Source organism: Bacillus sp. DWP3-1 (assembly GCF_049896565.1).
GTDB lineage: Bacteria > Bacillota > Bacilli > Bacillales > Bacillaceae > Bacillus.
The window spans coordinates 93,986-119,841 of sequence record NZ_JAFCUN010000004.1 but is presented as its reverse complement, the minus strand read 5'-3'; the positions used below and the strand labels follow the sequence as shown (position 1 = coordinate 119,841).

24 protein-coding genes are annotated in these 25,856 nt (G+C 41.0%); 8 read left to right on the top strand and 16 right to left on the bottom strand.

The window, feature by feature from the left end; translation table 11 throughout:
• Nucleotides 1-222 precede the first annotated feature (222 nt).
• The gene (locus tag ACP7A0_RS10605) at nucleotides 223-1,281 is read left to right on the top strand and encodes a DUF4352 domain-containing protein (protein WP_066031371.1); all 1,059 of its coding nucleotides are present in this window, start codon (nucleotides 223-225) and stop codon (nucleotides 1,279-1,281) included.
• An 84-nt stretch (nucleotides 1,282-1,365) separates the two neighbouring features.
• Here ACP7A0_RS10605 and ACP7A0_RS10600 read toward each other — a convergent pair whose 3' ends face one another.
• On the bottom strand, nucleotides 1,366-1,701 hold the full coding sequence (locus tag ACP7A0_RS10600; protein WP_060595472.1) for a hypothetical protein: 336 nt from the start codon (nucleotides 1,699-1,701) through the stop codon (nucleotides 1,366-1,368).
• 375 nt (nucleotides 1,702-2,076) lie between these two features.
• Between ACP7A0_RS10600 and ACP7A0_RS10595 the strand changes: the two genes are divergently transcribed.
• The gene (locus tag ACP7A0_RS10595; protein WP_066031372.1) at nucleotides 2,077-2,628 is read left to right on the top strand and encodes a hypothetical protein; all 552 of its coding nucleotides are present in this window, start codon (nucleotides 2,077-2,079) and stop codon (nucleotides 2,626-2,628) included.
• A 56-nt stretch (nucleotides 2,629-2,684) separates the two neighbouring features.
• Here ACP7A0_RS10595 and ACP7A0_RS10590 read toward each other — a convergent pair whose 3' ends face one another.
• Together ACP7A0_RS10590 and ACP7A0_RS10585 are read right to left on the bottom strand one after the other, a co-directional pair.
• Nucleotides 2,685-3,860 carry an ABC transporter permease gene (locus ACP7A0_RS10590; RefSeq protein WP_060595471.1) on the bottom strand — a complete coding sequence of 392 codons (1,176 nt, stop codon included), beginning with the start codon at nucleotides 3,858-3,860 and terminating at the stop codon, nucleotides 2,685-2,687.
• Nucleotides 3,860-4,600, bottom strand: a complete 741-nt coding sequence (locus ACP7A0_RS10585) for an ATP-binding cassette domain-containing protein (protein ID WP_426005066.1) — start codon at nucleotides 4,598-4,600, stop codon at nucleotides 3,860-3,862. The genes ACP7A0_RS10590 and ACP7A0_RS10585 overlap by 1 nt, the downstream gene beginning before the upstream one ends.
• A gap of 161 nt (nucleotides 4,601-4,761) precedes the next feature.
• On the opposite strand from ACP7A0_RS10585, the gene ACP7A0_RS10580 reads away from it, so the two are divergent.
• Both ACP7A0_RS10580 and ACP7A0_RS10575 read left to right on the top strand, forming a co-directional pair.
• Entirely contained in the window at nucleotides 4,762-5,463 is a 702-nt protein-coding gene (locus tag ACP7A0_RS10580; RefSeq protein WP_060595470.1) for a LytR/AlgR family response regulator transcription factor, read from the top strand.
• 11 nt (nucleotides 5,464-5,474) lie between these two features.
• Complete coding sequence (locus ACP7A0_RS10575) at nucleotides 5,475-6,440, top strand: sensor histidine kinase (protein ID WP_106039360.1); 966 nt, start codon at nucleotides 5,475-5,477, stop codon at nucleotides 6,438-6,440.
• 31 nt (nucleotides 6,441-6,471) lie between these two features.
• Here ACP7A0_RS10575 and ACP7A0_RS10570 read toward each other — a convergent pair whose 3' ends face one another.
• Nucleotides 6,472-7,401, bottom strand: coding sequence for an aldo/keto reductase (locus ACP7A0_RS10570; protein ID WP_060595468.1), 930 nt, complete (start codon nucleotides 7,399-7,401; stop codon nucleotides 6,472-6,474).
• 455 nt (nucleotides 7,402-7,856) lie between these two features.
• On the opposite strand from ACP7A0_RS10570, the gene ACP7A0_RS10565 reads away from it, so the two are divergent.
• Entirely contained in the window at nucleotides 7,857-8,897 is a 1,041-nt protein-coding gene (locus tag ACP7A0_RS10565; protein ID WP_066031374.1) for a DUF4352 domain-containing protein, read from the top strand.
• A gap of 53 nt (nucleotides 8,898-8,950) precedes the next feature.
• Here the strand turns inward: ACP7A0_RS10565 and ACP7A0_RS10560 are convergent, their stop codons facing one another.
• The 3 genes from ACP7A0_RS10560 to ACP7A0_RS10550 form a co-directional block, all read right to left on the bottom strand.
• Nucleotides 8,951-10,036 (bottom strand): SEC-C metal-binding domain-containing protein, encoded by a 1,086-nt coding sequence (locus tag ACP7A0_RS10560; RefSeq protein ID WP_066031375.1) that lies wholly within the window; start codon nucleotides 10,034-10,036, stop codon nucleotides 8,951-8,953.
• 191 nt (nucleotides 10,037-10,227) lie between these two features.
• Nucleotides 10,228-11,169, bottom strand: coding sequence for a response regulator (locus ACP7A0_RS10555; RefSeq protein ID WP_066031376.1), 942 nt, complete (start codon nucleotides 11,167-11,169; stop codon nucleotides 10,228-10,230).
• Between the two features lie 4 nt (nucleotides 11,170-11,173).
• Nucleotides 11,174-12,460 carry an ATP-binding protein gene (locus ACP7A0_RS10550; RefSeq protein WP_375566834.1) on the bottom strand — a complete coding sequence of 429 codons (1,287 nt, stop codon included), beginning with the start codon at nucleotides 12,458-12,460 and terminating at the stop codon, nucleotides 11,174-11,176.
• 517 nt (nucleotides 12,461-12,977) lie between these two features.
• On the opposite strand from ACP7A0_RS10550, the gene ACP7A0_RS10545 reads away from it, so the two are divergent.
• On the top strand, nucleotides 12,978-13,958 hold the full coding sequence (locus tag ACP7A0_RS10545) for a glutaminase (RefSeq protein WP_012008818.1): 981 nt from the start codon (nucleotides 12,978-12,980) through the stop codon (nucleotides 13,956-13,958).
• A 33-nt stretch (nucleotides 13,959-13,991) separates the two neighbouring features.
• Nucleotides 13,992-15,419, top strand: a complete 1,428-nt coding sequence (locus tag ACP7A0_RS10540) for an alanine/glycine:cation symporter family protein (protein WP_034664280.1) — start codon at nucleotides 13,992-13,994, stop codon at nucleotides 15,417-15,419.
• A 39-nt stretch (nucleotides 15,420-15,458) separates the two neighbouring features.
• Here ACP7A0_RS10540 and ACP7A0_RS10535 read toward each other — a convergent pair whose 3' ends face one another.
• The 5 genes from ACP7A0_RS10535 to ACP7A0_RS10515 all read right to left on the bottom strand — a co-directional run bounded on the left by ACP7A0_RS10535 (nucleotide 15,459) and on the right by ACP7A0_RS10515 (nucleotide 20,454).
• Nucleotides 15,459-16,319 carry an alpha/beta fold hydrolase gene (locus ACP7A0_RS10535; protein ID WP_106039363.1) on the bottom strand — a complete coding sequence of 287 codons (861 nt, stop codon included), beginning with the start codon at nucleotides 16,317-16,319 and terminating at the stop codon, nucleotides 15,459-15,461.
• A gap of 243 nt (nucleotides 16,320-16,562) precedes the next feature.
• Complete coding sequence (locus ACP7A0_RS10530; RefSeq protein WP_034664284.1) at nucleotides 16,563-16,901, bottom strand: DUF4288 domain-containing protein; 339 nt, start codon at nucleotides 16,899-16,901, stop codon at nucleotides 16,563-16,565.
• A 130-nt stretch (nucleotides 16,902-17,031) separates the two neighbouring features.
• A complete protein-coding gene (locus ACP7A0_RS10525; protein ID WP_375566830.1) occupies nucleotides 17,032-17,397 on the bottom strand; it encodes a VOC family protein in 366 nt (121 codons plus the stop codon).
• Nucleotides 17,398-17,496: 99 nt separating this feature from the next.
• Nucleotides 17,497-18,879, bottom strand: coding sequence for an amino acid permease (locus ACP7A0_RS10520; RefSeq protein WP_060595461.1), 1,383 nt, complete (start codon nucleotides 18,877-18,879; stop codon nucleotides 17,497-17,499).
• A 66-nt stretch (nucleotides 18,880-18,945) separates the two neighbouring features.
• Nucleotides 18,946-20,454, bottom strand: coding sequence for a class I adenylate-forming enzyme family protein (locus ACP7A0_RS10515; protein WP_066031379.1), 1,509 nt, complete (start codon nucleotides 20,452-20,454; stop codon nucleotides 18,946-18,948).
• A 262-nt stretch (nucleotides 20,455-20,716) separates the two neighbouring features.
• On the opposite strand from ACP7A0_RS10515, the gene ACP7A0_RS10510 reads away from it, so the two are divergent.
• Nucleotides 20,717-21,154: a MarR family winged helix-turn-helix transcriptional regulator gene (locus tag ACP7A0_RS10510; RefSeq protein WP_060595459.1), complete on the top strand. Its 438-nt coding sequence runs from the start codon at nucleotides 20,717-20,719 to the stop codon at nucleotides 21,152-21,154.
• A gap of 192 nt (nucleotides 21,155-21,346) precedes the next feature.
• Here the strand turns inward: ACP7A0_RS10510 and ACP7A0_RS10505 are convergent, their stop codons facing one another.
• The 4 genes from ACP7A0_RS10505 to ACP7A0_RS10490 all read right to left on the bottom strand — a co-directional run bounded on the left by ACP7A0_RS10505 (nucleotide 21,347) and on the right by ACP7A0_RS10490 (nucleotide 25,816).
• A complete protein-coding gene (locus tag ACP7A0_RS10505) occupies nucleotides 21,347-22,480 on the bottom strand; it encodes a zinc-dependent alcohol dehydrogenase (RefSeq protein ID WP_106037056.1) in 1,134 nt (377 codons plus the stop codon).
• A gap of 150 nt (nucleotides 22,481-22,630) precedes the next feature.
• Complete coding sequence (locus ACP7A0_RS10500) at nucleotides 22,631-23,653, bottom strand: quercetin 2,3-dioxygenase (protein ID WP_375566828.1); 1,023 nt, start codon at nucleotides 23,651-23,653, stop codon at nucleotides 22,631-22,633.
• Between the two features lie 80 nt (nucleotides 23,654-23,733).
• Nucleotides 23,734-24,297, bottom strand: coding sequence for a TetR/AcrR family transcriptional regulator (locus ACP7A0_RS10495; protein ID WP_034664477.1), 564 nt, complete (start codon nucleotides 24,295-24,297; stop codon nucleotides 23,734-23,736).
• 37 nt (nucleotides 24,298-24,334) lie between these two features.
• Nucleotides 24,335-25,816, bottom strand: coding sequence for an amidase (locus ACP7A0_RS10490; protein WP_426005228.1), 1,482 nt, complete (start codon nucleotides 25,814-25,816; stop codon nucleotides 24,335-24,337).
• Between the last annotated feature and the right edge of the window lie 40 nt (nucleotides 25,817-25,856).

Below are 25,856 nucleotides of genomic sequence, written 5' to 3'. Positions count from 1 at the left end.
AGGAGACATCAAATCATAATTTACAAGTTTCTCCTCTCAACTTAGTGTCATTTTTACTATTTGAAGCTGTGCAAACTTAGAAACGCACTGAAGTATTGACAGTACTTTCGCTTCATTCTACAGTAAAAAACATACAGTATTTTTCTTTTTGTGCAAAAAGAATGATATGAACTAAAGCTTTCCAATGAAATTCACCATAAAACCCGAGGAGGAAAACATCTCATGTTTAAAAAGAAATTATCCCTGTTTCTTCTAATCTTGTGTGTCACTGTTGTCGCTGCTGCTTGTAGTGGTGGAAAAGAAAAGTCAGCTGCAAAGGAAAAAGATACAAAATCCCTTGATGCAGCAGAAGTAAAGGTAGAAAGTGCTGAGTACACATTACCACCTCAATACGATACATCTGTACAGGATGATCAGTATGTACTAAAAGTGAACGTATCTGTAAAAAATATCAGCAAAGAGCCTCTAAATGTTGATAAAAGCAACTTCACGCTTTACCAAGATGACTCACAAGTGTCTACGATCTCTCCAGATGATTACAATGAAGTATTATCTTCTAGCTCTCTAAATGCAGGAAAAGTATCAAAAGGCGGTCTTTTCTTTGTTGTTGACAAAGAAAAAGACTATCAGCTTGTGTACAATGAGCCAGGTAGTGGTTCTAAAAAAGATGACAAAACACTAGAATTCGATATTAAAGGGAAAGACTTAATGAAAAAAGCAGATACACTTCAAGCATCTGCAAAAGCCCTTTCTTCTTATATTGATGTCATGATTTTTGGTAAGAATAACGACGAGTTCGAAAAACTAACAGGTGATAACAAATCAACTGTTGTAAACCAATTTGATAAATCATTCAAACAAGGCTACATCACGTCATCAGGTATTTCTTCAAGCTCAGCAAAGGACGAAAACCTTGATAAGCTTCTAAAAGCTGTAAAAGAAACATTAGCTGAAAAATCAAAAGTCTCAACAAAAACAAAAGCCATCAGTGGTGATAAAGCTGTTGTGACTGTAACTCTTACACCAATTGATGCAAGCCCGCTTGTCGATCGTCTAAAAGAAAAAGCGACTGAGTTCTACAGCAAAAACCGCACAGCCTCTTATGATGAAGCACAAAAATATTTACTCTCAATCTACCCAGAAGAGTTCAAAAAATTAGGACCTTCATCTTCTGAAGAAACAGTAGAAGTCAACATGAAGAAAAATGACATCGACCAATGGAAACTTGATTTGAACGATTACAAAACAAGCTCATTAGTTGAAAAGTTCATCAAGAACTAATGAAAAACCCCCGATGCCGGGGGTTTTTTGTTTGATCCCTATATTTAGTTCCGAATTGCAGCCAAGAAAGTAAGATACGGTCTATTATGAAGGATTTTCTTTTACAGCTTCATACTCTTTTATCACCTCAACCGGATCAACCGCATCCTCCTCTTGTGCGTATTCCTCTACATAAGGGTCCATTAATTTCTCAAACTTTTGCTCATCATCTACTAAAGCAACATACGTTTCATATCCTTCAAAATCAGATGGATATAAATGTGCAACGGAACTACCCGTTTCTAATGCCTCATCTATCGCTTTTCTTAATTCCAATAACCCTTTCCTGTTTCCCAAAATAAACGCTTCAAAATGGTGTGTTTGTTGAGCATATATATTACATAACTCTAGCACATCATCATCATCTGTTTGATAAGACATACACCAATCACCTCTTTAATTAAATTAGGATAATAATGTCATTTCGCCTTCTATTATGCCATTTCTTTTGTCCGATCGTGAACCTCTTTTATATGAATCTCTGGATATAAAAAAACTTGCAGAAAAAATCTACAAGTTTTTAGCTTTTTTATTTCGCAAGCATTCACTTTTCTTTCATAAACAAACTTCTCACGCTGCCAAACATCAATTACTTACATAGTACGTGAATATTAAGAATGGGATAGCAAAGTAATACGTATCTAGCTGCGTAGCTCCTGCTCTCATGGTATTATTATCACTGGCATCCCTATAAAAGAACTCCAAAAGCTCATTCATTCTACGGAGGTCCTGTTAAATAATTAATAGAGGTGAATCATGTATAATTACGAAAAGCTATATAAACAGTATTTATATAAAAAAGATCAATTGATTTTTACTAAAGAACGAGTTGCTGAGATTATAACGTCTAAATTTAAAGCTAGAGAATTTTCAAAAACAAAAATTTTAGATTTAGTAAATGATGATCACTTTGAGTATAATAAGATATATAAATGTTTTGTCATAGATGATCCAAGTATATTGATTCAATTGTTTTCAAATGAGGAAAAAAAGAATCATCGTGAAGAAATACTTGATAATCGTGAACATCCCTTAAACCCCAAGAGAGTCAAAGAATGGGAGTATAATCACTTATTGCTTGATGAACAAGAAGGTAGAAGAATTGATATCATTTTAGAAAGTAAAGATGGATTATATATTTCAGAATCTCAAGTAAGAGCTAGCTGCGAAAAGCTTGATAGGTATTTAAATGCTTTAATTGTAGGTGCAATTATTGAAAATGAGTTAGAAGAATATCCAGTTGATATTCATAACGAGTATTTTCAATTTTATTTAGAGAACTTGGATCAATTCGGTTTCTTAAACTAAAACATACGGTGATCGGCATTCACTTGAAAACGCCCTCTATCATAGAGGGCGTTTCTTTATTTTGCAAGCATCCACTTTTCTTTCATAAACAAGCTTCTCACGATGACAAACAAGATGACGACTGCGAGGGCTGAGGAGCCGAGTGTCAGAGTGATGGACATCGGATCGATGATGCCAAACATCAATTGCTTACAAAGCGCGTGAATATTAAGGAATGGGACAGCAAAGTAGTACGTATCTAGCTGCGTAGCACCTGCTCTCATGGTAAAGAACATTGGGATCACACCTAATGTAATGATCATGGACATGTACGATTGCGCTTCTTTCACTGAGCTTGAAACGACACTGAGCAGCAGTTCAATCATCGATACCATGAATGAGAAGATGATAAGCGCCGCAAACATGACGGCGATAATGCTCCACATTTGATCACCAAAGTTCAGTGCTTGTTTTAGCTTTTCTGTAAAGAGCAGCGTGGATAAAAGCAGCATGCCGATCGCCACAATTCCACTTAAAATCCCGAACATGGAGACAGCAAGCCATTTTCCTATGAGAATATGAAGTCTGCTGGCAGGTGTCAGGAACAACGCTTCAATGGATTTCCGGTCTTTTTCACCCGCTACAATATCAAGCGCAGCTGGCAAAGCTCCTGAGATAACGGAGGTCACCAAAATCATCGGAAGGAGAATCGACAAAAGCATAGCGGTCATTCCATTTTCCCCTTCATCGCCTTCTTCTACATCAACGGCCTGCACCTGAAATGGATGAATAACAGATGTATTGATTTGATCAGCGGCTAAACGCTTTTCTACGATTTGGTTTTGATACTGCTCCAGTAAGGATTGCAGCATTTGAACCGCGATGACCGAATCATCATCTGTTGTGTACCCATGAATTTTAATCGCAAATGATTTTTGATGCTGAAGCATGTCGTCAGCCTCTTTCGGCATTTCCAGGTAAGCATTCGCCTTCCCTTCTTTGACAGCTTGCTGCGGGTCATCAAATGTTTCAAGCGTGAGGTTTTTGACCTCTTTGATCATTTGATTCATTTCAGTTGGAAGCTTTTCATTGATTGCGACCGTATAGGTTTCATCCCCTGGATCTGCAATCATGCTTTCATAAAAGAACACCAGTCCAAGCATCGTCAAAAGAGGAATCAGCACTGTTAAGAGTAAGGTTTTTCGGTCCCTTAGCGCATCTGTCATTTCTTTTAAAAATACGGTTTTCCACATTATGAAACCCCCCTAGCGAGCTTCGACATAAAGATATAGTTCAAGTCATCACTTTGTTCCTGTGTATATAATTCTGGAAGTGTTCCTTTGTACACAAGCTCTCCTTGATGAATCATCATGACACTGTCACAAAGCTGGCTGACTTCTTCCATGATGTGGCTTGAAAAAAGGATGGTTTTATTTTGCTGCTTGAGCTGATGAATAAAGTCTCTGAAAATATTACTTGATGTGATATCCAAGCCTGTTGTCGGCTCATCAAATAAGATAATGTCAGGATCATGAATCAAGGTTCTGGCAATTGCCACCTTTTGTTTCATTCCTCTTGAGAATCCTTTCACCTTGCGATCCATATATTGTCTCATCCCAAAACGCTTTGCCAGATCCTCTATTCTTGCTTTGATTTCATGCTGGTCTAAGCCATATAATTTGCCAAAGTATTCAAGATTTTCTCGTGCCGTCAAACGATCGTAAAGCCCCGTCTCACCGCCAAACAAAACACCAATTCGCTTTTTCACTTCAGTTGCTTCTTTCACCGTATCAAAGCCTGCGACAGTGACTGTTCCGTGCGTAGGCTCTAATAATGTGGCTACGGCGCGCAATAATGTGGTTTTTCCTGCACCATTTTCTCCTAAGATGCCAACGACTTCCCCTTCCTTCACAGAGAACGTCATGTGTTTCATTGCTTTCACGACTTTTTTCTTATCTTTAAACCAGCAGCTGCAATCGCTGAGAGTAATCATTTGGTTCGCCCCTTTCAACTTTCTAAGTCTATGATAGAAAAAATAACGCTTCCCTGACATAAAAATGTCGCGAAACGTCCTTTTTCTGTCTTGAAATGATCTATTTTAAAAAAACAAATGGTAAAATAGACAAATAATAAGAAGAGTCACAGGTGATTTTTATGATAAAAGTAGGTCTCGTTGATGATTACCGAGTAGATTTAGAAAAACTGCATGCCATTGTGGGCAGAATGGAGGCTGTGGACATTGTCTTTGTCACGCAGTCAGCAGAGGATGCATACGAGAAGGTCAAACAGGGAGACATTGACCTGTTGTTCGCAGACATTGAAATGCCCGGAATGTCCGGTTATGAATTAGCGGATCTCATTCACTCTCACGCACTGAATGTCGATGTTGTATTTGTGACAGGAAACAGCGGATATGCGGTCCATGCGTTTGATTTAAATGTTCATGATTATATTATGAAGCCCTATCAAGCCGATCGAATTGCCAAATCCTTAGATCGCTATCTGTCCACCAAGCAGGAGAAAAGCATTCATGGACGGCTTCTCATTAAGCAGCAGTCAGATATTCATGTGCTGCAAAAGAAGGATGTCATTTTTGTTGAGCGAACAGGACGGTCAACCACCATTGTCACAACAACAGGAGATATCCAGACATATCAGACATTAAACGAGTTAAAAGGCGATCTGGCTGAAAGAGATTTTATCCGCTCCCACCGATCGTTTATCATCAATATTCATTACATTAAGAACTTCTCGGCGTATGCCAAAAATTCGTTTATCGTGTCTTTTGAAGGTACGGATAAAAAAGCCATGATGACCAAGCAGCAATTAGAATACTTTAAGAAATACTATTTTTAAGGAGAACGAACGTGAACGCTTTCTATCTTGGATTCCGCATGTATGCTCTCATATGGCTAGGTCTTGCATTTCATGCAGCTGTTGAAGCTTTTCTGCCGCTATCATCTGGGGTGCTGTGGCTCCTCACCTTTTGTGTGATTTGTCTTTATACATTCTTCATGTACAAAAGGTTTTTGCCTCATGTGAGTGGTTATGTGATGCTGGGCGCTTTTGTGCTCTTCACCTGTGCAGGTCTTTCCCTTTTTCTGACGCAAGGAAATGGGATGAGCTCTCTTTTGGCTTTTATAATCATCATGACAGCAGATATCCTTTCATTGAAGATGATGCAGACGGAGAGACGGTTAAATGGACGGCTTCAAGAGCTGATCAACGCAGAATCAAGAACCAATGAATTGCTGCTTGAGCTGCGCAGTAAACATCATGAAACAGCTAGACATTTAAATGCCTTTTCCGCGTCGAACGACGAACATGAGATCAAGGATTTGATTCAGCAATACGTGAAACATTTCCCATGGATTAAAGGAGAAAATGCTTATTTGGCCTCAACCCTGCACTCCTTTTTTGAGCGGGCTGAAAAAGAGGACATTGCCCTTTCACTAGACCTTCAAGCACCTTTTTCATCGCTTCCGTTTTCTAAGGCGGATCAGGTTAGTTTTACTGGCAACCTGCTTGATAATGCCCTAGATGCGGCGATTGAAGCGAAGCAAGCCGGGAACGAGGGAAGCATCTCAATCACGACCTCTATTCGGAGCGGGCTCTTTTTAATCCATTGTGAGAACAGCACAAAAGGAATGGAAAAACACGTGTTAGACCATTTGTTCAAAACCTATGGGCGCTCGACAAAAGGCGGCGATCATCAAGGAATGGGGACGTATATCATTCATCAGCTTGTTGAAAAGGCAGACGGTAAACTTGATTTCACTTACCGTTCTCCAAATTTGCGGCTCGTCATCAAAATTCCCCTTACGATGTCATAAAAAAAAGGTGCAGCTGAGCACCTTTTTTATGTTAAGAGAAAATGTGGTCAATTTGATTGATTTCCTCTTTTGTTAATTGAACATCGTTTGTTTTTAGGTTTTGCAGAACTTGCTCAGCTCGTTTTGCACCTGGAATGATGGCGTCGATGCCGTCCTGCGCTAAAAGCCAAGCCAGTGCGACGTGTGCCGTTTCAGCGTTCTTTGATTGTGCAATTGCCTTCAGCTTGTCTACTTTTTCGAGGTTTTGCAGGAACGCCTCGCCTTGGAAAAGCGGGTCTTTTGCTCGAATATCATCAAATGTCGCATCCTTCGTAAATTTCCCAGTCAACAGGCCTGACGCCAACGGGAAATAAGGAATAAAGGAAATACGATGCTCGACACAGTATGGGAGAAGATCCTGCTCTGCCTCACGTTTCAGCAGAGAATACTCCGACTGAAGCACGTCTAAGTAGCCATCTCGATTAAAGGCTTGAAGCTGTTCAAAATCAAGGTTTGATGCGCCAATTGCCCTGATTTTTCCTTCATCCTTCAATTCCTTTAATGTGCCTGCTACTTCTTCCAGCGGCGTCCGGCCGTCCGGGAAATGCATATAGTATAAATCAATATAATCTGTTTGCAGTCGTTTCAGGCTATTTTCGACCTGCTCTCTTAAAAAGTCCCGGCTGTTATCCAGTTCAATTTGTCCGTTTACTTCTTTATGAGCCCCCTTTGTCGCAAGGACAAGGTTTTCTCTGCCGCCTCTTTTGGCAATGATCTCACCGATCAATTCCTCTGAACGGCCCAGCCCATAAATAAAAGCAGAATCTAAGAAATTGACACCTTGATCAAGAGCCGTCTCCACAAGCTCTCGTCCGGCATCTTCACTCAGGTTCGGGAACAAATTATGTCCACCTACCGCATTCGTACCAAGCCCTATCGGATTCACCTGTAAATCAGTTCGTCCAAGCGTTACCTTTTTCAAAAGCTCATCTCCCTTATCTGCTTAATCATCCTTATTTTCCCATGAATCCTTTTCAACATTCAAGTATCCTGCTCTCTGAAAATTAACATAGCAGGTAGATGCTGAAAAAATGAAGGGACGTATAGTCATCTCTCTAAAAGCATTAACACCTTCACTTCAAGATTTTTACCTAAAAAACATTTAAAACCCATGATAAATCTATAAATTAATTCTTATTAACTAGTATATTAGACTTACAAAATTCCTTTTATTAAAGATGTTTGTGTAAATTTCTTTCAAAGATAGGGATTAAAACCTATTCCTCATCATGATTGAATTTCGATAGAATGAATAGTGCAAATCGTCATAAGGAGATTTTCCCCTTTAACACCCGAATATACCATTCTATCTGTTTCTTTTTTCATAGTCAGATAGCGAGAATGAAATGACGAAAGAAAAGCAAAGGAGCATCAACTGTGAATCTAAAAAAAATAAGTGCACTCCTCATGATTTCATTCGTGATGATCATCTCTGCAGCCTGCCAGAGCTCAGCCAAATCAAGCAACGCTGATCAAAAATCAACAAAAACAGCAGAGGTAAAAGTCAATAGCTACGAATATACGTTACCAGAAGACTCAACAACTACGCTAAGAGACAATGAATTGGTTTTAAAAGTCAACTTGACGATCACAAACAAAGGTGACAAAGCCCTTTCATTATATAACTCTGACTTCTCCCTTTATCAGGACGATGCCAAAGTATCTGATTTAAAATTTTACGGCAGTAAAGACCGCCTTGACCTCGGTTCATTGAACAAAGGCAAATCACAATCAGGTGCTCTTTATTTCCTAGTAGACAAAGGGAAAAAATATCAGTTCGTGTACCAAGACAGCATCAAGAAAAACAGTGATTCGATCGAAATCAACCTAGATGGAAACAAAATACTGGATACAGCGAAAAAGCTGGATAACCCTGCAAAGGCGCTATCCGCTTATACCGATATGATTGTCTTTGACAAAAAGAACGATCAATTTGCCGATTTAACAGGTGACAACCAATCGGATGTCGTCAATAAATACCACGAAATGTTTGTCAAAGACTTCAAAAGAAGTGCCGGCATGTACGGAAATGAAGTAAGTGATCGTGATATTCTGTCTATGTATAAACGCATTCAAAACACCATGAAGGATAAAGCCAAAGTAGAAACAAGTGTGAAAACCATCTCTGATGACGAGGCGAAGGTTGTCGCTCAAGTAACAGGCATTGATGCTTCTAACTTAAAAGACAAGCTAGACAAGCAAAGAGACGAGTTTTACAACGGCAAGATCCGCTCTAAAGAAGAATTGTATAAGAAAAGCTTAGACATGTACGCGTCTGAATTCGAGAAGCTTCCCCCAGTCTCCAGCCCAGCTGAATACGAAGTGAAAATGAAACGTAATGGGGATGGTCAGTGGAAAATTGACCTCAACGATTATAATACATCGCAGTACATGAGCGGTTTTATTAAAACAAGATAAGCATCAACAAAAAAGACGCTGGCCCATGAAGGTGCCGCGTCTTTTCTATTATGCTATACAGTCGCCTCTTGCTCTTCTTTCACCGCTTTTTCAATATCTTTAAAACGGCTCGATACAGTAGACGCACTAATGCCATACTTTTTCGCTATTTGCGCTTGAGAAAGCGGGGCATCGCTTGCAAGTGAATGAATGTAATATTCGATTCCCGCAGCAAATGATGCTGCTTTACGAATCACAGGTGATTTCTGATCACAATAGGCTTTCCACACAGTTAAAGCGCCATCTGTCAGGCTTTGATCACCGTGTTCCTTCATTCCGTCTTCAATCAGCTTAGCTGTTTCCAGCTGAACGTCACTTGCCCAGTCCATACGATCTGCTGATAGACCAGTATCGCCTTCTGTTTGAGCAGATGTTTCTGATTCTTCTACTTCTTGCTTCGCAAACATGCACTTCAGCACGTCAGGGAATGATTCTCTCATAAATGTACTGCGTGCCCCTCCATTTGCCTCATATGCTTCAACAAGCTGACGAACCTGAAGAAGAAGCGTATCTGTAAACTCTTTCGCAAACATCGTATATTGAATGAAAAACTCTGCTTTTTCTTCAAATTGAACAGGGAATCCAAGCACGAGACTTCCTTTTTCAGGCAAGACTGTTTGATCCGGTTTTACATCTACTTCAACCTTCTCAGCTGTCACCATATTCTCAAAGTAAAGAGACTCGTCCGTTTTTTCATTTAATAAAAGCAAAGATGGTTCCATGTTTGTCCATGATTGAACCACTTGTTTTGTTTTCGGACGGGTAATATCCTCTGCTTTCTTTGTCAGAAATTCTTGGAAGATGGTTTCTTTCTGATCCGTTAATGGACGGAAGAAAATGCCCCATACACTCAAATGGAAAACTGAAATTTGTTGCGTTTCTTTATCCATATCTGCAAGGAAAGAAAACTCATTAATGAATTGATTGATGGCTCTCTGATGCTTAGAGAAAGCATAATTCATTAAATCCTTTTGAACTTGTACAGCTTCCTTAAACACAAGCTCAGACGTTTGTTCTCCGCCTGACTTTTGACCACAGCAATGTTTATATTTTTTTCCGCTTCCGCATGGGCAGAGCGCATTTCGTTTAATTTTTCCCAAAATAAAACCTCCGACATTCTAGTCTAACCTCACTATTTTAACAAACGATTGCACAGGAGAGTTTTATTTTCAAGAAAAAAGAAAAATCAGAATGATCAGTTAAATAACAAAGATACATAAAGATCACGACAGATCATAGGAATAGCGGTCTTTTTCTGTTTATTTTCTCCAATCATTCCAACAGATTTTCTTCAGCTCATTCCCTCAAATAACTGCTTTGCTTCAAAATAAAAGATTTGAACAAACTTCTTCGTATTGACTCTGCCCGTCGATCCTGCGGATGAAGAGGTCTTCTGCATCTCTTTCATTCTTTGGCTGACATCGGTAAAGTCAAAAAACTTCGACGCATAGTGCTCAAATTTAGGATTCGAAAAATCTGTTAATCCTAGTGAAGCAAAATGATTCAAGGAATGGTGAATAGCTCGTCTAATCCGCTGCTCTGCCGCTTTCACTTCCCTCATCACTTCTACATCGGTTGCTCCATGATCCAGCTTCCTCTCCGCTGTTTTGATAAAGAGCTGCTTTAGCGGCGGGAAATTGACCTCATGAGAATTGGCTGACTGTGTTTCATGTAAGTAGATCAGGATCTCTAGTAAATCCTTAGAACCGCTCTCTCCGACAATTCCTAGTTCGGATAAGAGAAATTCCCCTGCCTCTTTCATCGTCCTTTTTTTCGCCCCAGCACCCGTCGTATCATGAGAAATTACAGGCTCTAACGGCAGCACATGGCGAAGGGAAGCTTGAATATCATATATCGATTTCTCCAGCTTAATACGCTCCATGACTTTTCGAATCACACTGACGATCTCAATTCGATTGACAGGTTTATGAATATAATATTCGATCCCTAATTCATAGGCTTCTGCCATCATCTCTTTCGCCTCTACTTGGGAAATCATCATGATTTTACCTTTGAATTCAGGGTGAATATGACGAATCGTTTGAATGCCGTCTCTAGCAGGCATTAAAAGGTCAATCAGAAGGATGTCTACTTTTTTTAGGTTCAATGAATGGGCTTCTAATCCAACTCCGTCATCGGCTTCATCTACGACTTCTCCCAAATCTTCATCCTCAATGATTTGACCTAAAATCGAGCGTATTGCACGATCATCATCTGCAATGAAAAATCGCATACACTCACCCTCTCTGTATTAAATTTTGTATAGGAAGGATTAGCTGAAAAGCTGTTCCCTTTGTTTCTCTTTGTTCGATTTTAATTTGACCGCCAAGCTCTTTAACCAGCTCTTTCACATAGGATAAGCCAATCCCAGTTGATGGTGTTCCATATGCATCAAATTTAGAAGTATAGCCTGGATCAAATACTATTTCTCTCATTTTTTCAGGAATCCCCGGGCCATCATCTTCAATCCGAATCTCTATTTTATCATGACTTCCTTTCAATACGAGTGAGATCATTCCGTTATCCTTTATGGCTTCAACCGCATTTGCCATTAAATTATTAATGAGCGATAAAAAAATGAACACATGATAATCATGCAAATGAATGCCCCTTATATCAGATATAAAGGAGATGTTTTTCCCTAGAGAGAGCGCATACTTTTCTTGAATGCGGAGTACAATTTGAACGAGTTCTTCTGCCTTCATATAGTCTTGCATATTTTCCTTAGAAATTAGCTTCGAAAGCCCAGCATATATACGCTGATTATCCTTTTTCACTTCATGGATTTCTCCTGCAAGCTTCAATAGCTCCTGACTCACTTTCTTCCCTGCTTCGTGTTCATGCAAGAGACGATAAAGCCTGTATGATTCTTGCGTAATGTGCTCTGTATGTTTTAACGTTTTCTTTAAATGAACCGTTTCTTCGTATAAATTTGAAATGACCATCATCATATGCTCATTTTGTTTCATGATTTGCTTCTCTCTTGATTGTGCCTCATATAGCTTCATCATATTAAAAAAGCTGATTACGACAAAGCTGTGAGCAAACGCAATGAGAAACATATCACTCAGCTTTGATAGCGTCATCGTCGTATCAAACACTAAAAATTGTACAAAGAGCTCAACAAGATCAGCCACTAATTCAATCATGAGACCAATGATGCCAATAAAAATAGAGCGCTGTTTAAAACGTCCCGTACGGACGGCAAAGAACAGAAATGCATATGTAAAATAGAAAAAGAAACTTGGGAATTGCTGATAAAATGATGCAGCCAGTCCAGCATTATGCTGAATCAGATCTAAGCCGACTCGAAAAAGCACAATGGCTGCGCCTGTTAAAAACCCAGGCAAAAACGGTCTAGATTTCCTTAAGAGTAATAAACAAAAGAAAAACGCAGGTGCGCCAAAGCTGATCCGGAACGTCTCATTCACAGGATAAAACTTCAGTTCTCCTGCAAGCGGCACAATAACCACCATAAAAATTAAAATGAATGCGTCTTTTTTGACAAGCTGGTTTAAACTCAAATGACTGACATCCCTTCCCCTTTTTGCATAGCCACAGTATACAAGGAGACTCTTTTCTTCACAATGTGCAAAAAAATAATTTTCACGGCTCCTTCTTTCCCCAAAATCCTTTTTTATGACTATTCTCCGAGACGGCATGGTGACCTTTCAGCTATTCAGCGTTTTGGTGATTGTCTACAATAATGGGAATTGTTTAGACAATCATCGACAAACCGATTTTTATTTGTAAGTTTTTCTGTAGATTTTCGTCAGATTGTGTAGTTTCCAAGATAAATTAAATGAACAATTTTAGTGAAACTATATGTAAGCGTTTTCTGAATTTTCACTAAAAACCCTTTTTGTTTTTTCGCCGCCAAAGCCTTCAATTGAACATATATTTAGGTGTAAAGGAGTGGTACAAGCAGCGCATGACAAGTTCTTTGAAGATGTGTAACATGTTTTCGTGCCTATTTGATCGCATTTTTTGTCATCCGCCAATTCAATAGGGTACTTTTTGATTTTTGATTGGAGGAATCGTATGAAAACAGCAATTTCTAATAATACACAACACGCATGCCAGTCTTCTGTTGATCAATGGGCAGAAGAAATACGTCCGTATTACAAAAACGGGCAGAATGCTGGCTACATTCCAGCACTCGGAAAAGTGAATTCCTCTCAACTTGGTATCAGCGTGATAGGCCCAGATGGATCATCTGTACGATATGGTGATTGGGACGTTCCCTTTACCCTGCAAAGTATCTCAAAAGTCATCAGCTTTATAGCTGCCTGTTTAGGAAGAGGCGTTCCTTACGTCTTGGACCGGGTAGATGTAGAGCCAACTGGTGATGCATTTAATTCCATCTACCGCCTTGAGATGCATAAACCGGGGAAGCCCTTTAATCCAATGATTAATGCTGGAGCTATTACCGTATCCTCCATCCTTCCCGGAAAGACTTCTACAGAAAAGCTAGCATATATTTTCGATTTAATCGAAAACTTAATAGGAAAGCGTCCATCTGTTAATGAAGAGGTTTATCAATCAGAATGGGCAACTGCGCACCGCAACCGTGCTCTTGCTTATTACTTAAAAGAAACCAATTACTTAGAATCAGATGTCGAAGAGACATTAGAAGTGTATTTAAAGCAATGTTCCATCGAGGTCACAACAGAGGACATCGCCTTGATTGGACTGATTATTTCAAGTGATGGCTACCATCCCTTTAAACAGGTCCAAGTCATACCAAAGGATATCGCAAGACTAACAAAGGCATTGATGCTGACATGCGGCATGTATAATGCATCTGGTAATTTTGCTGCTTTCGTAGGCGTTCCAGCCAAAAGTGGTGTGTCTGGAGGAATTATGGCTTGCGTTCCGCCAAGCGCAAGAAGAGAATTCCCATTTCAGACAGGCTGCGGAATCGGTATTTATGGTCCCGCCATTGACGATTGCGGAAATAGTATTACCGGTGTCATGATGCTGAAAAAGCTCGCCAAAGAGTGGGATCTCAGTATTTTTTAAAATGAACAGTCATGAATTCGAAGAGGTGATGTTATGAACGAAAAAGCTTTGCTATCTTATTTAACAAATACAAATGATTTTATTTGGACTTATATTGTGATTGCTCTGTTACTTGGAGTAGGGGTCTACTTCACATATAGAACACGCTTCCTGCAAGTGAGAATGATTAAAGAAATGGTGCGTGTCCTGAAAGAAGGAAGAAAAGAAAAAGAGGGGATATCACCGTTCCAAGCATTTGCCATCAGTATGGCGGCACGTGTAGGAACAGGGAATATCACAGGGATTGCTATCGCCATTGCAATTGGTGGACCTGGGGCAATTTTTTGGATGTGGATCGTAGCCATTATCGGTTCTGCCTCAAGCTTTGTTGAAAGTACATTAGCCCAAGTGTATAAAGTGAAAGATAAAACAGGATTCCGCGGTGGACCTGCTTATTACATGGAAAAAGGGTTAAACAAGCGCTGGATGGGAATTTTATTTGCGATCCTAATTACAATTTCTTTTGGAATCGTCTTTAATGCGGTTCAATCAAATACGATCACCGTCGCTTTTGAAAACTCCTTTGGATTAGACCGTTTAACAGTCGGTATTGTAATGGCTGTTATTTTTGCAGCAATCATTTTCAAGGGAATCCAAGCCATTGCAAAAGCTTCTGAATACATTGTCGTTGTACTGGCTCTAGCTTATATCGGAATTGCATTCTTTGTTATTGTGACAAATATCACTGAACTTCCTGGTGTCATCAGTACGATTGTGAAACATGCCTTCGGGTTTGAACAGTTTGCTGGCGGAACACTAGGCGGGGCATTATTACAAGGGATTAAACGCGGTCTCTTCTCGAATGAGGCTGGTATGGGTAGTGCACCTAACGCAGCAGCAACAGCCGTGACAAGTCACCCTGTAAAACAAGGGTTAATCCAGGCATTTGGCGTATTAACAGATACGTTAATTATTTGTACGAGCACAGCCTTCCTTGTCCTATTCTCTGATGCGTACAAAACAACGAACCTGCAAGGAATTGAATTAACACAGGCTTCACTCAGTCAGCACATTGGGCCATGGGCCTCTGGATTCCTTGCTATCATGATTTTCCTATTCGCCTTTAGTACATTGATCGGTAACTATTACTATGGTGAAACGAACATTGAATTCCTTGGTGCCAACAAAATTTGGCTTAACATCTATCGAATTGCCGTTATTGGAATGGTTCTTTTCGGTGCAGTTGCAACTGTTCCTCTCGTTTGGGGTCTAGCCGATCTCTTCATGGGACTCATGGTCATCGTCAACCTCATCGCCATTACCATGCTGTCTAAGGTCGCCTTTGCAGCATTGAAGGATTATACGAGACAGAAAAAAGAAGGCAAGGACCCTGTCTTCTATAAAAATGCCGTTCCAAACAATGAGAAAATTGAATGCTGGGACGACGAACCTGCTTCGTTGAAAAAGAATCAAATCGGATAAATAAAAAAAGCTCTGGTCCTCTGATCAGAGCTTTTTTCTTTAGTTCAAAAATTCGAGTATGAGTTTGTTCACCACTTCTGGCTTTTCATGATTGATCCAATGAGAAGCATCATCGACAAAAATCAGCTGACCATTTGGGCAAATCTTCATCGTTTCCTTCGCCAGCTTTCTGCTTAAAAACTTGTCCTCCATCCCCCAGATCATGCGAACAGGTACTAAAATGCGTTTTGATATCGGCTTTTCAAAGCCGCCCTTTTTGATGGCGCGGTACCAATTCAGCATTGAGGTCATGGCACCTGGCTGCGTCCAAGCCAGCTTGTAGCTTAATACATCTTCCTTCGTGAACAAATGTGGTCTTGCAGTCAATCCAATGGCTTCATCCAGCTTTTGAAAGTGATTTTCCTGAAGTGCTGCCTCTGGCACATTCGGAAGCTGAAAGAAAGCGATATAGGAGCTTTTCTTCCACTGCGGGGGATAAAACGGAAGAACCTTCATCATGACCCGCGGATGCGGCATGTTGACAATGATTAATTTCTCTACATATTGAGAACGTGTGGATGCCAAATGCCAAGCAACTGCTCCGCCCCAATCATGACCACCCACAATCGCCTTTTGATTCGGACTAAGCGTCTTAATCAGCCCTACGATATCATCTCTCAGTTGATCTAATACGTAGGATTCGATTCCTTCTGGCTTATCACTTAGATGGTAGCCCCTTTGATCAGGAACGACGACACGATAGCCTGCCTCAGCGAGGGGCATGATTTGGTTCTTCCAGCCGTACCAGAACTCAGGAAACCCGTGCAGCAGTACAAGCAGCGGGCCATTCTCAGGTCCAGCCATTGCTGTGTGAAGTGTTACACCATTTGTTTGGATCGATTGAAATTCAATTTGCTCCATCCCTTTGCCACCCTTCTCCTTGTTCTTTTATTCTTCCAACATAGCATATTTTCCATTTTTCAGAAAATAAAAACACTCCCAAAAAAACCTTCACAATAGTGAAGGTCTTAGAATTTTGACCAAGGATCCTTGAACAGCGAATTGGTGTCTTATTGCGAAAGAAACAGAGAAGATATGTATTTGTGCTAAATGACTAAATAACTAAAAAAGCAGACTCTAATCAGTCTGCTTTTTTTACGATTTTTATTTATCTAGAGAATATTTTTCTATTGCTTCTTTTGGAGATATTTCTTCATCAAATGAAAGATAACGACAATACACTTCACTTAAGTGAAGTGGTTCTTCTTCTAAATTGTCTACAAGTTCAAATATATCTAGGATTGCTACTAATTTTTTTGTTGTTTGTCCGTAATCCCCATTTCCAAATGTTTCTTCTGGAAAACTTTTTTCTATAATTTTTTTAACTTCATCTTGATCTTTTGCTTTGATTAATACGATTCTTTCTTCAAATATCTTATCAGGTCTAACTTTGGGAGACGGTATGGATTCAAACAATAATTTTGCTGAAAAGAGATCATACATAGATTTATCACCTGGATATTCAATAGATTTAAGGTAAATATAAGGGAATTGTTTTTTGAGGTTGCTGTGTCCACAATCATTTTTTATTTTTATATCATTGCATGATCTTTATTTAGCTCTTTGTCTTCATCTATTTCATATAATTCAGCACCCAGATCAACCCATTTTTGCGGTCCTGTACTTGTCCGTGAAGTGCACCAAAGAACGTATCCTGTAATTCGACCAGTACATCTCCGTCAGCTTCTAGCGCTTCATATACAGCCTTTAGTTCTTCTTCATTGTCAAACTGCATAATCAATCTGAGATGTTCGGGCTTTGGTGTGCGGCCAAACCTATCTGAAAAGTGAAGCAATGATTCTCCAAGGTGAAGTTCCGCATGCAGCACACGGTCTTGATGTTCATTTAAAATATGAATATCTCCGCCAAAAATTCCTTGATAATATTGAAGAGATTCCTTCACATCGTCTACCACAATATAAGGACTAACGCTAATCATACCCTTCATCCTCCTCTTGTCCGTCCATCTTCTCTTTTATAGCTTATCCCAAATCGTATGAAAAAAGGCACAAATCGTCAACGGATTTGCACCTTTTTCTCATGAAGCTTTCGCTAATTCACTATGTTTGTTTGAATACGCTGCGTACATGACGACACCGATTAACAGCCAAACACCAAAGTAAAGCCACGTCCGGCCTGGTAAGTTGAGCATAAGGAACAAGCAGCAGCCCATTGAGATAATCGGCAAGACCGGCACAAATGGAACCCGGAATCCCCTCTCAAGCTGCTGATGTGTCTTTCTCAAAATGAGCACAGATAAACTCACCATCGCAAACGTCAATAAAGCACCGATATTCGCTAAATTGGACAAGTCCTTTAAATCAATAAACCCTGAAATAACAGCTGTCATGCCGCCAATCATCCATATGCTTGCAACAGGCGTATCGCTTTTGTTTGTTTTCGAAAACACTTTAGGCAAAAGTCCATCTCGTCCCATCGCATAAGCAATTCGAGTTGCTGCATAATTATTGGCGAAAATCACAGCCATCAATCCAATAACCGCACCGACAGAAATAATACCGGCTACGCTATTTTGATGTACACTTTGCAGCACATAGGACATAGCCTCTGTGACATTCAGTTTTGTATAGTGCACCATACCTGTCATGATCAAACAAACGACAATGTAAATGATCGTGCAAATGAGTAATGAGCCAATAATGCCAATTGGCAGATTCCGCTGCGGATTTTTTACCTCTTCCGCAGAAGCAGAAATCGCATCAAATCCTAAAAAGGCAAAAAACACAGCAGCAGCACCGGCAATGACGCCTTCTGCACCAAATGGCATAAACGGCTGCCAATTGGATGGCTGTACATAAAACCCGCCCACTACAATGAAAAGAACAATAATACCGAGTTTCACAAACACCATGATATTATTGAATTTTTTACTTTCCTTCGTTCCTCTAGATAAGATCCACGCAATCAGTAAGGCAATGATAATGGCTGGCAGATTCATGTATCCGCCTTGTTCTGGCCCCGCTAAAAATTGATGGGGAATCGAAATGCCAAACCCCTCAAGCAAGCTGTTGAAATAACTCGACCAGCCACTTGCGACAGCTGAAGCAGTCAGCATATAAACGGACAATAAAGTCCATCCCATTAGATGCCCGACAAGCTCACCCATCGTTGTATATGAATAAATGTATGCACTGCCGAATACAGGCAGCGCTGAAGCCATTTCTGCATAGCAAAGTGCTGCCAAACTGCACACAATCGCTGCAATGGCAAAGGAGAAAATGACAGCCGGTCCTGCATCCTTAGCCGCTGTAATTCCGGTTAACACCATGACCCCCGTGCCGATCACTGCCCCTATACCAAGGAGCGTGAGATCGAGCCCGCCCAGCGTTCTCTTTACCTTTTGCTGCCTGCTCTGTTCTAACAAATCGTGAATGTGTTTCTTACGAAGAATATGTCGCAAACCCTTTCCCTCCAAAACGTTAGAAAAACAAAAAATCATTCAAATTTCATTATAGCAGAATAGGTACTACGCATTCACAACCAATTCACGTAAATCTTTCTTCATGATTTTACCAAGCTTGTTTTTTGGCAGCTCCTGTGTGAAATGAATGGAGGGCACTTTGTAATCTGCCAAACGTTCCTGGCAATAGTTCACCACATCTTCTTCGGAGAAATCGGAGGATTCGTCTTTTACGATATACGCACTTGGCACTTCCCCATATAATTCGTCCGGTACCCCGATGACAGCTGACTCAATCACACCTGGAATTTGTTCAATAATCTCTTCTACTTGGTCAGGATAGATATTATCCCCGCCGTACAGAATCACATCTTTGTATCTGCCTGTGATGAAAAGAAAACCGTCTTTATCTAGATAGCCTGCATCCCCCATATGGAACCAGCCATCTTTCAGCACCTTCTCAGTAGCGTCAGGCTGATGATAGTAGCCTAGGAAATAAAATGGGCTTCTCATGACGACTTCGCCAATTTCTCCAGCTGGCAGTGTCTCCTCTGTCTCAGGATGTACGATTTTCACATCTACATCCGCATCCACTTTACCTGCAGAGCCCATTTTATCCTCACCCATCGCTGGATGCCACGCACTGACAACCCATGCTTCCGTACTTCCATAGCCATGCATCATCTGAATGCCTGCTTCTTTGTAATCTTTAATTAAGCGTACCGGCACCTTTGTACCGCCAGAAATCGCAATTTCAAAAGATGAGAGATCGTACGAACCGCGTTTCATTTCTTCTAGCATGTACGTGTAAGCTGATGGGAAAGCCATCATGAACGTAATTCTTTCTTTCTCAATCGTTTCTAAAATGCGTTTCGGTGTTGCATCATGTAAGAAGACAAGCGTATACCCTTCAATCGCAGCTGCGATCAGATGATTAATTGAACTCATATGATACAGCGGATGACTCGCCAAGTACCGTTTTCCTTTCAGATCAAATCCTCGATTCCCATGTCTTGTTAAAAATTGATAAATTCGTCCATGCCCGACCATACAGCCCTTTGGATTGCCCGTTGTTCCAGAAGTGAATAAAATCATCGCTAAATCCTCTTCTGATACCTCATCAGCAAGATGACTTCCATCATTTGAAGCCAAAATGTCTTCAAACAGCTGGGTTGTTTTCGCATTGACACCGGATTCCACCATCAGACAATCTTCTAAAGACATATTCACTGCGGCAATGATGTCACGGAATTCACGGTCAAAAAATAAAGCCTTTGGCTCTGCTTTTTTCAAAATACCTTCCAGCTCAAAAGAAGTAAGCTGCCAGCTAAGCGGAACTGCGACTGCACCTGCTTTGATGGCTGCCAGCATAATCGTTGAAAAGTGATGATGGTTTTGACAAATAAAGCAAACGCGGTCTCCTTTTCGAATCCCCTTTTGATATAAGTAATGAGCGAGCTGGTCAATGCGTTTTGCATATTCTTCAAATGTATAAGACACACCCCCGCCAGTTACCGCTTCAATTTGTGAAGAGCGTTCCATTCTGTCGTTAAGTAATGCCTGTAAAGTATTCAATATCTTCATCTCCAAACGTTTGATTTACAATAGCCAATTTCCAGTGAATGGGGTTGGCAGATTTTATCTCATTCACATTCTAAAATAAAACCAGCTGAAAGTAAAATCATTTCATTTTGGAATTGTTCTTTATATTAATTGATAATATAGGTAATTTTATAGCCGTCTTCCATTTTGGTTTAAATGATGATAACTATTATGATAAGATAGACCTAGTAATTGATCGGAAAATGCGAACGCAATAGGAAAAGAGGTATGGAGAATGCAACATTTCGAGCTAGAGGCAAGTTTATTAGACCATGCGCTGACAAAGTATTTAAAGGCGACGAAGCAAATAGATGAAGAAAACATCCCGAAAAACGTCACGAATGTGAAAGGGTTTATTTTACGCATCATTTATCGCCATCAATCATGTACTGTGAAAAATATTCTGCAGGAAGTTTCATTATCTCCCTCTGCAACAACAACCGCTCTCAATCACTTAGAAGATGAAGGGCTGATTATCCGCTCTCGAAATAATAATGACCGCCGTACTGTATGGATTACACTCTCTGAATCAGGTGAACAAATCGCAAAACAAATGATTGATAACCGCCAGCTGCTTGTCAATCAGCTGTTCAACCATCTTTCAGAAGAAGATAAAAAAACATTTTTTGAATTAATCGAAAAAATGATGGACGAGCACACATTAAAGGCTTAGGAATACTCCTAAGCCTTTAGATTTTTTGACAAAGGGCTAAAATGCCCTTTGTCTTCTTTTCAGCGTGATAGAAAACCTTTGCAGCCCTAGGAAGGACGAGTACCGGAGCGGAGCGAATTTACATTCGTGAGCACCGGCACGCAGGACTGACACCGAATGCGAGGGTTTGTCTACATGCTGAGGGCCTTCTTTTTATGGCTTTAAGATGACCTTTATACAATCATCCTGTTTTTCGTTAAATATGTGATACGCATGAGCGGCATCATCTAATGGCAATTGATGTGTGATGATCGCTCTAGGATCAATTTCACCGGTTGTCACTTTTTGATAGAGCTTTGACATGTAGCCTCTCGCCGGAGCCTGTCCCATTTTCAGGGTGACGTTTCTTGCGAAAAAGGCACCTAATGGGAACATATTGTATAGGCCGCCGTACACACCAGTCATCTGCACTGTCCCACATTTGCGGACGGCTTTTGTGGCAATTTGAATGGGTCCAATCGTTCCGCCTTGCAGCTTGAGTTTCTGCTCAATTTTTTCAAGCGGTGACTTCTTCCCGTCCATTCCCACACAATCGATCACAACATCGGCTCCACCCTTAGTGAGCTCCTTTAACGTTTCTCCCATGTCGGGATCTTCTGTAAAATCAAATACTTCTACGCCGCTCATCCGTTTTGCATGTCGCAGACGGTAATCAATGTAATCGACCGCAATCACACGTTCTGCCCCTTTTTGCCATGCAAATTGCTGCGCCATTAACCCAACAGGTCCACAGCCTAACACAATGACCGTATCACCTTTTTTCACACCTGCGTGCTCCACGCTCCAATAGGCAGTTGGAAGAACATCCGATAAGAACAGTAATTGTTCATCCTCCAGCTCACAATCATCTGGGATCTTAAACGGGGTGTAATTTCCAAAAGGCACGCGTAAATACTCTGCCTGTCCTCCAGGATAATTCCCATATTTCTCACTATATCCAAAAAGCCCACCCGAATCGTAGTGCGGGTTTGAGTTGTCGCATTGACTTTCTAAATGATGATGACAATATTGGCATTGACCACATGCAACGGTAAATGGAATAACGACACGATCTCCCTTTTTTACTACCGTGACATCCGGTCCAACTTCCTCCACAATCCCCATTGGCTCATGCCCAATCACATAGCCGATTGGAAGCGGGAAGTTCCCCTGATACAAATGTAAATCAGATCCACAAATTGCTGTTGATGTAATTCGTATGATCACATCTTCCCGATCTTGAATAGATGGCGCATCTACTTTCTTCACTGCAATGCTATTTTTTCCTTGATAAGTAACAGCTCTCACATGCATTTCCTCCTTTAGCGAAAATCATCTGTACATAGCTTCACCTGGAATGGATGGTTCATGCATCAGATCAGGAATATTTGAAAAACAAAAAAGCCCGTCGATGGGTTCGACAGGCGCTTATTCAATCATGTGTAACGCGTTACATATTTATCCTTTTTCGACAAAAACCAAATCATATTGAGAGGAAGTCTCTCGATCGATCATCAAGTTCCCTTCTTGAATAAAATAAGGACATATACTCGGGCTTTGTGATTCTTCAAACTGCTCATACAACTGCTCAATCTTTCCAGGGAGCAGTAAAAGCAAAAATTTATTAGAATGGGAAACGAATTCATAAGAATGAATCGTATCCGGCGGTATATAGGCAAAATCACCCGGCATCAGGCAAATATCCTCTCCGTTCAATTGAAGGTTCATTTTTCCTTCAACGCAATAGAGTGCTTCTGTATGTACTTGATGATAATGCGGAGGAAAATACTTTCCCTTCGCGCCTTCAATCACAAAATGGCTGAACCCGCCTCCAGTTGTTTCTGTTGTTGCGATCAGCTCATGAAGCTGACCATCCACGATATATTGCTTCCCTTCACCAGCCTCTAATACATAGGGCTGCACCGCCTGAGGGAGCTGACTATGAAATAAAACGGAGGGCTTGGTTGTATTTGATAGCTGCCGGATACCATGCATCAATATGAGATCGCTTTCTTTTCCAGCTTGTTCAAAGCTGGCTGCATCGAAAGCATGATCAGTCATCAGCCATTCGTTCTGCTGAAGCCTCTTCCCAATTTGCTGATAGACATCTGTCATTTGTCCGCCCAACGTATATGAAATAAACCTTGTTTTGTGACTATGCATTCTGTAGCCATGAATCGTTTTAGGCGGGATATGAATATAATCGAAGGCTGTGACCATATATTTTTTACCGTCCAGTATCACTTCAAGCTTTCCTTCCAGCACGAAAATGGTTTCAAATAAGTGCTCATGACAATGAAGTGGAAAATAAGCCCCTTTCCCACCTGTGATTAAGACAAGCTCAAACAGCTGATTCGTTTGATTTGCTTCTGCCAGCACATGAACAAGCTGATTTTCAAGCCCATACAGCTTCCCTGAACCAGACACGGTATAAAAATAGGTATCTTCGGATTGCTTGATTGATTGCGGTTGCTCCGACATCCCATCACTCCTCATGACTAATTGACTATCTTTATTATATAGACCAATTGATATAATAGATAGACAATATGCGAGAGATTTTACTCTTCTCGCATAAATAAGTGTCTAAGGTAACACTTTACGTGTTCTAACGGGGTCGTTTGTTTGAGTGCTGTGGTCATCGATAGACCCCCAATCACCATTGAATGAAGGAGAGAAGCCAGCTCATCCGCTTTGTTTTCTTCATATCCGCTGTTCATTAGCTTTTCTTTCACAAGCTCTTGCCAGCGGATCATTTCTTGTTTGCATGCAGCATGAAGCTGCGTATGTTCTGGCTTGGATTCTGCCGCCAGCAAGACAATCGGAATCCCTCTTTCACTTTCTTGCTCCATAAATCCCCGAATGATGTTTGTCATAAAACGGTCGATGGCGATATAAGGGTCATCCGAATAGGCAAAACTTTCTTCAATTCGATCGATGACCTTTTGACTAATATATTCAACGGCTGCTATGGCTAGCTCTTCTTTTCCGTTTGGAAAGTAATAATAAAGAGATCCTTTAGGCGTGCCGCTCTCTCTAATGATTTGATTCAATCCTGTCGCATGATACCCCTGTTTTCGTAAAAGAAGTGCAGCCGTTTGAATGATTCTGTCCTTCGTACTCACGTGTGACACTCCTTTCCCTCCATAGACAAATGTCGTTTCAACGTATGATTTGATTTGTTCCTTTCCAAATCGAGGATGTCTCCATTTCTGCTGCAAGCCGAAGCAGCCAGTCCTCTTTTCCCTTTGGTGCTGTCACCTGTACCCCTAAAGGCATGCCCGCTTCAGTGAGATGAACAGGAACACTCATAGAAGGCTGACCCGTTAAGTTGGCAAGCTGTGTAAATGGTGTGTAGGTCAGACTCTTTAAGAACATGTCATAAATGAGATCCTGCTGCGCTTGCATTGAGAGGGATGACACACGTAAAAGTTCAGTGATTTCCTCTTTCGAATGCATCAGCTCACCAACCTTTGGAGCTGAATAGGCAGTAGCTGGTGTCACAAAAAGATCGTACGTTTGATGAAATGATGCCATTTGTGCAGCCGCCATATCCCACGCATCAAGACTTTCTGTATAAGCAGCAGCGGTCACATTCTTGCCAGCCTCCGCCAGCACCCATGCGACGATGTCCGTTTCCTCCGGATTGACTGGACGTCCTAATGAACGAGCCAAGGACGTGAATAATGCAGACATTTCTCCGCTGTTCATGACGTAGTATTGCTGCATCAGATGGATCCCGTCAATTGCCGGCTTCGCTTCTTCTACTTGGTGCCCTTGGTCACTCAGCCATTTCACTGTTTGCTGAACCGCCTGCTTCGCTTCCTCACTAACCTTCGTACCTACTGGAGATTCTATACTGTAAGCAATTCGCATAGAAGATGTACGTTTCAATAGATCTTCTTGATAGCTGCCGTCGTATAACGGCGTTTGGAAAGCCGCTTCAGGCTGAATGACTTGAAGCAGATCAAGAAGGGCTGCACTGTCCCGCACTGTTTTTGTGAGTGTAAAATCAATGGAAGCCCCTTGCCACTGCCTTCCTGCGCCTGGTCCTACTGGCGTTCTTCCTCTCGTTGGCTTGAGACCGAACAAACCTGTAAAGGATGCTGGAATCCGAATGGATCCACCGCCATCACTTGCTCCACCAGCCGGTACGATGCCGCTTGCAACAGCTGCTGCCGTCCCCCCGCTTGAACCGCCAGGGGAATAGTCAGGATGCCAAGGGTTCCTCGTTGGACCATGTAAAGAAGGTTCTGTTACATTCCTTAAACCGAATTCTGGTGTGTTTGTATGACCCATCATGAGAAATCCAGCCTGCTTCAATCGATGGACAAAGTGGGAATCCGTTTTTGCCTTTACATCCTTTAACAATGCAGCACCTGCTGTCAGCGGTTCATTTTCCATCCCTTGCGATATATTTTTCAGTACAAATGGAACGCCCGCAAACGGCTGATTCGTATGTAATGTCTTGATTTCTTTTAATACTTGATCTTGTCTTGTCTGAATCACCGCATTTAGTTCAGGATTGACCTCATTCAATCTAGCAAATGCAGCCTGTACAAGCTCGTCTGGCGTTACCTGCTTATTCCGTACAAGTGCTGCCAAGCCAGTCGCATCATACGTCATATACTCTTTTACGTTCATCAGCATGTCCTACTTTCTCTTATTATGATCTCTCTATTGT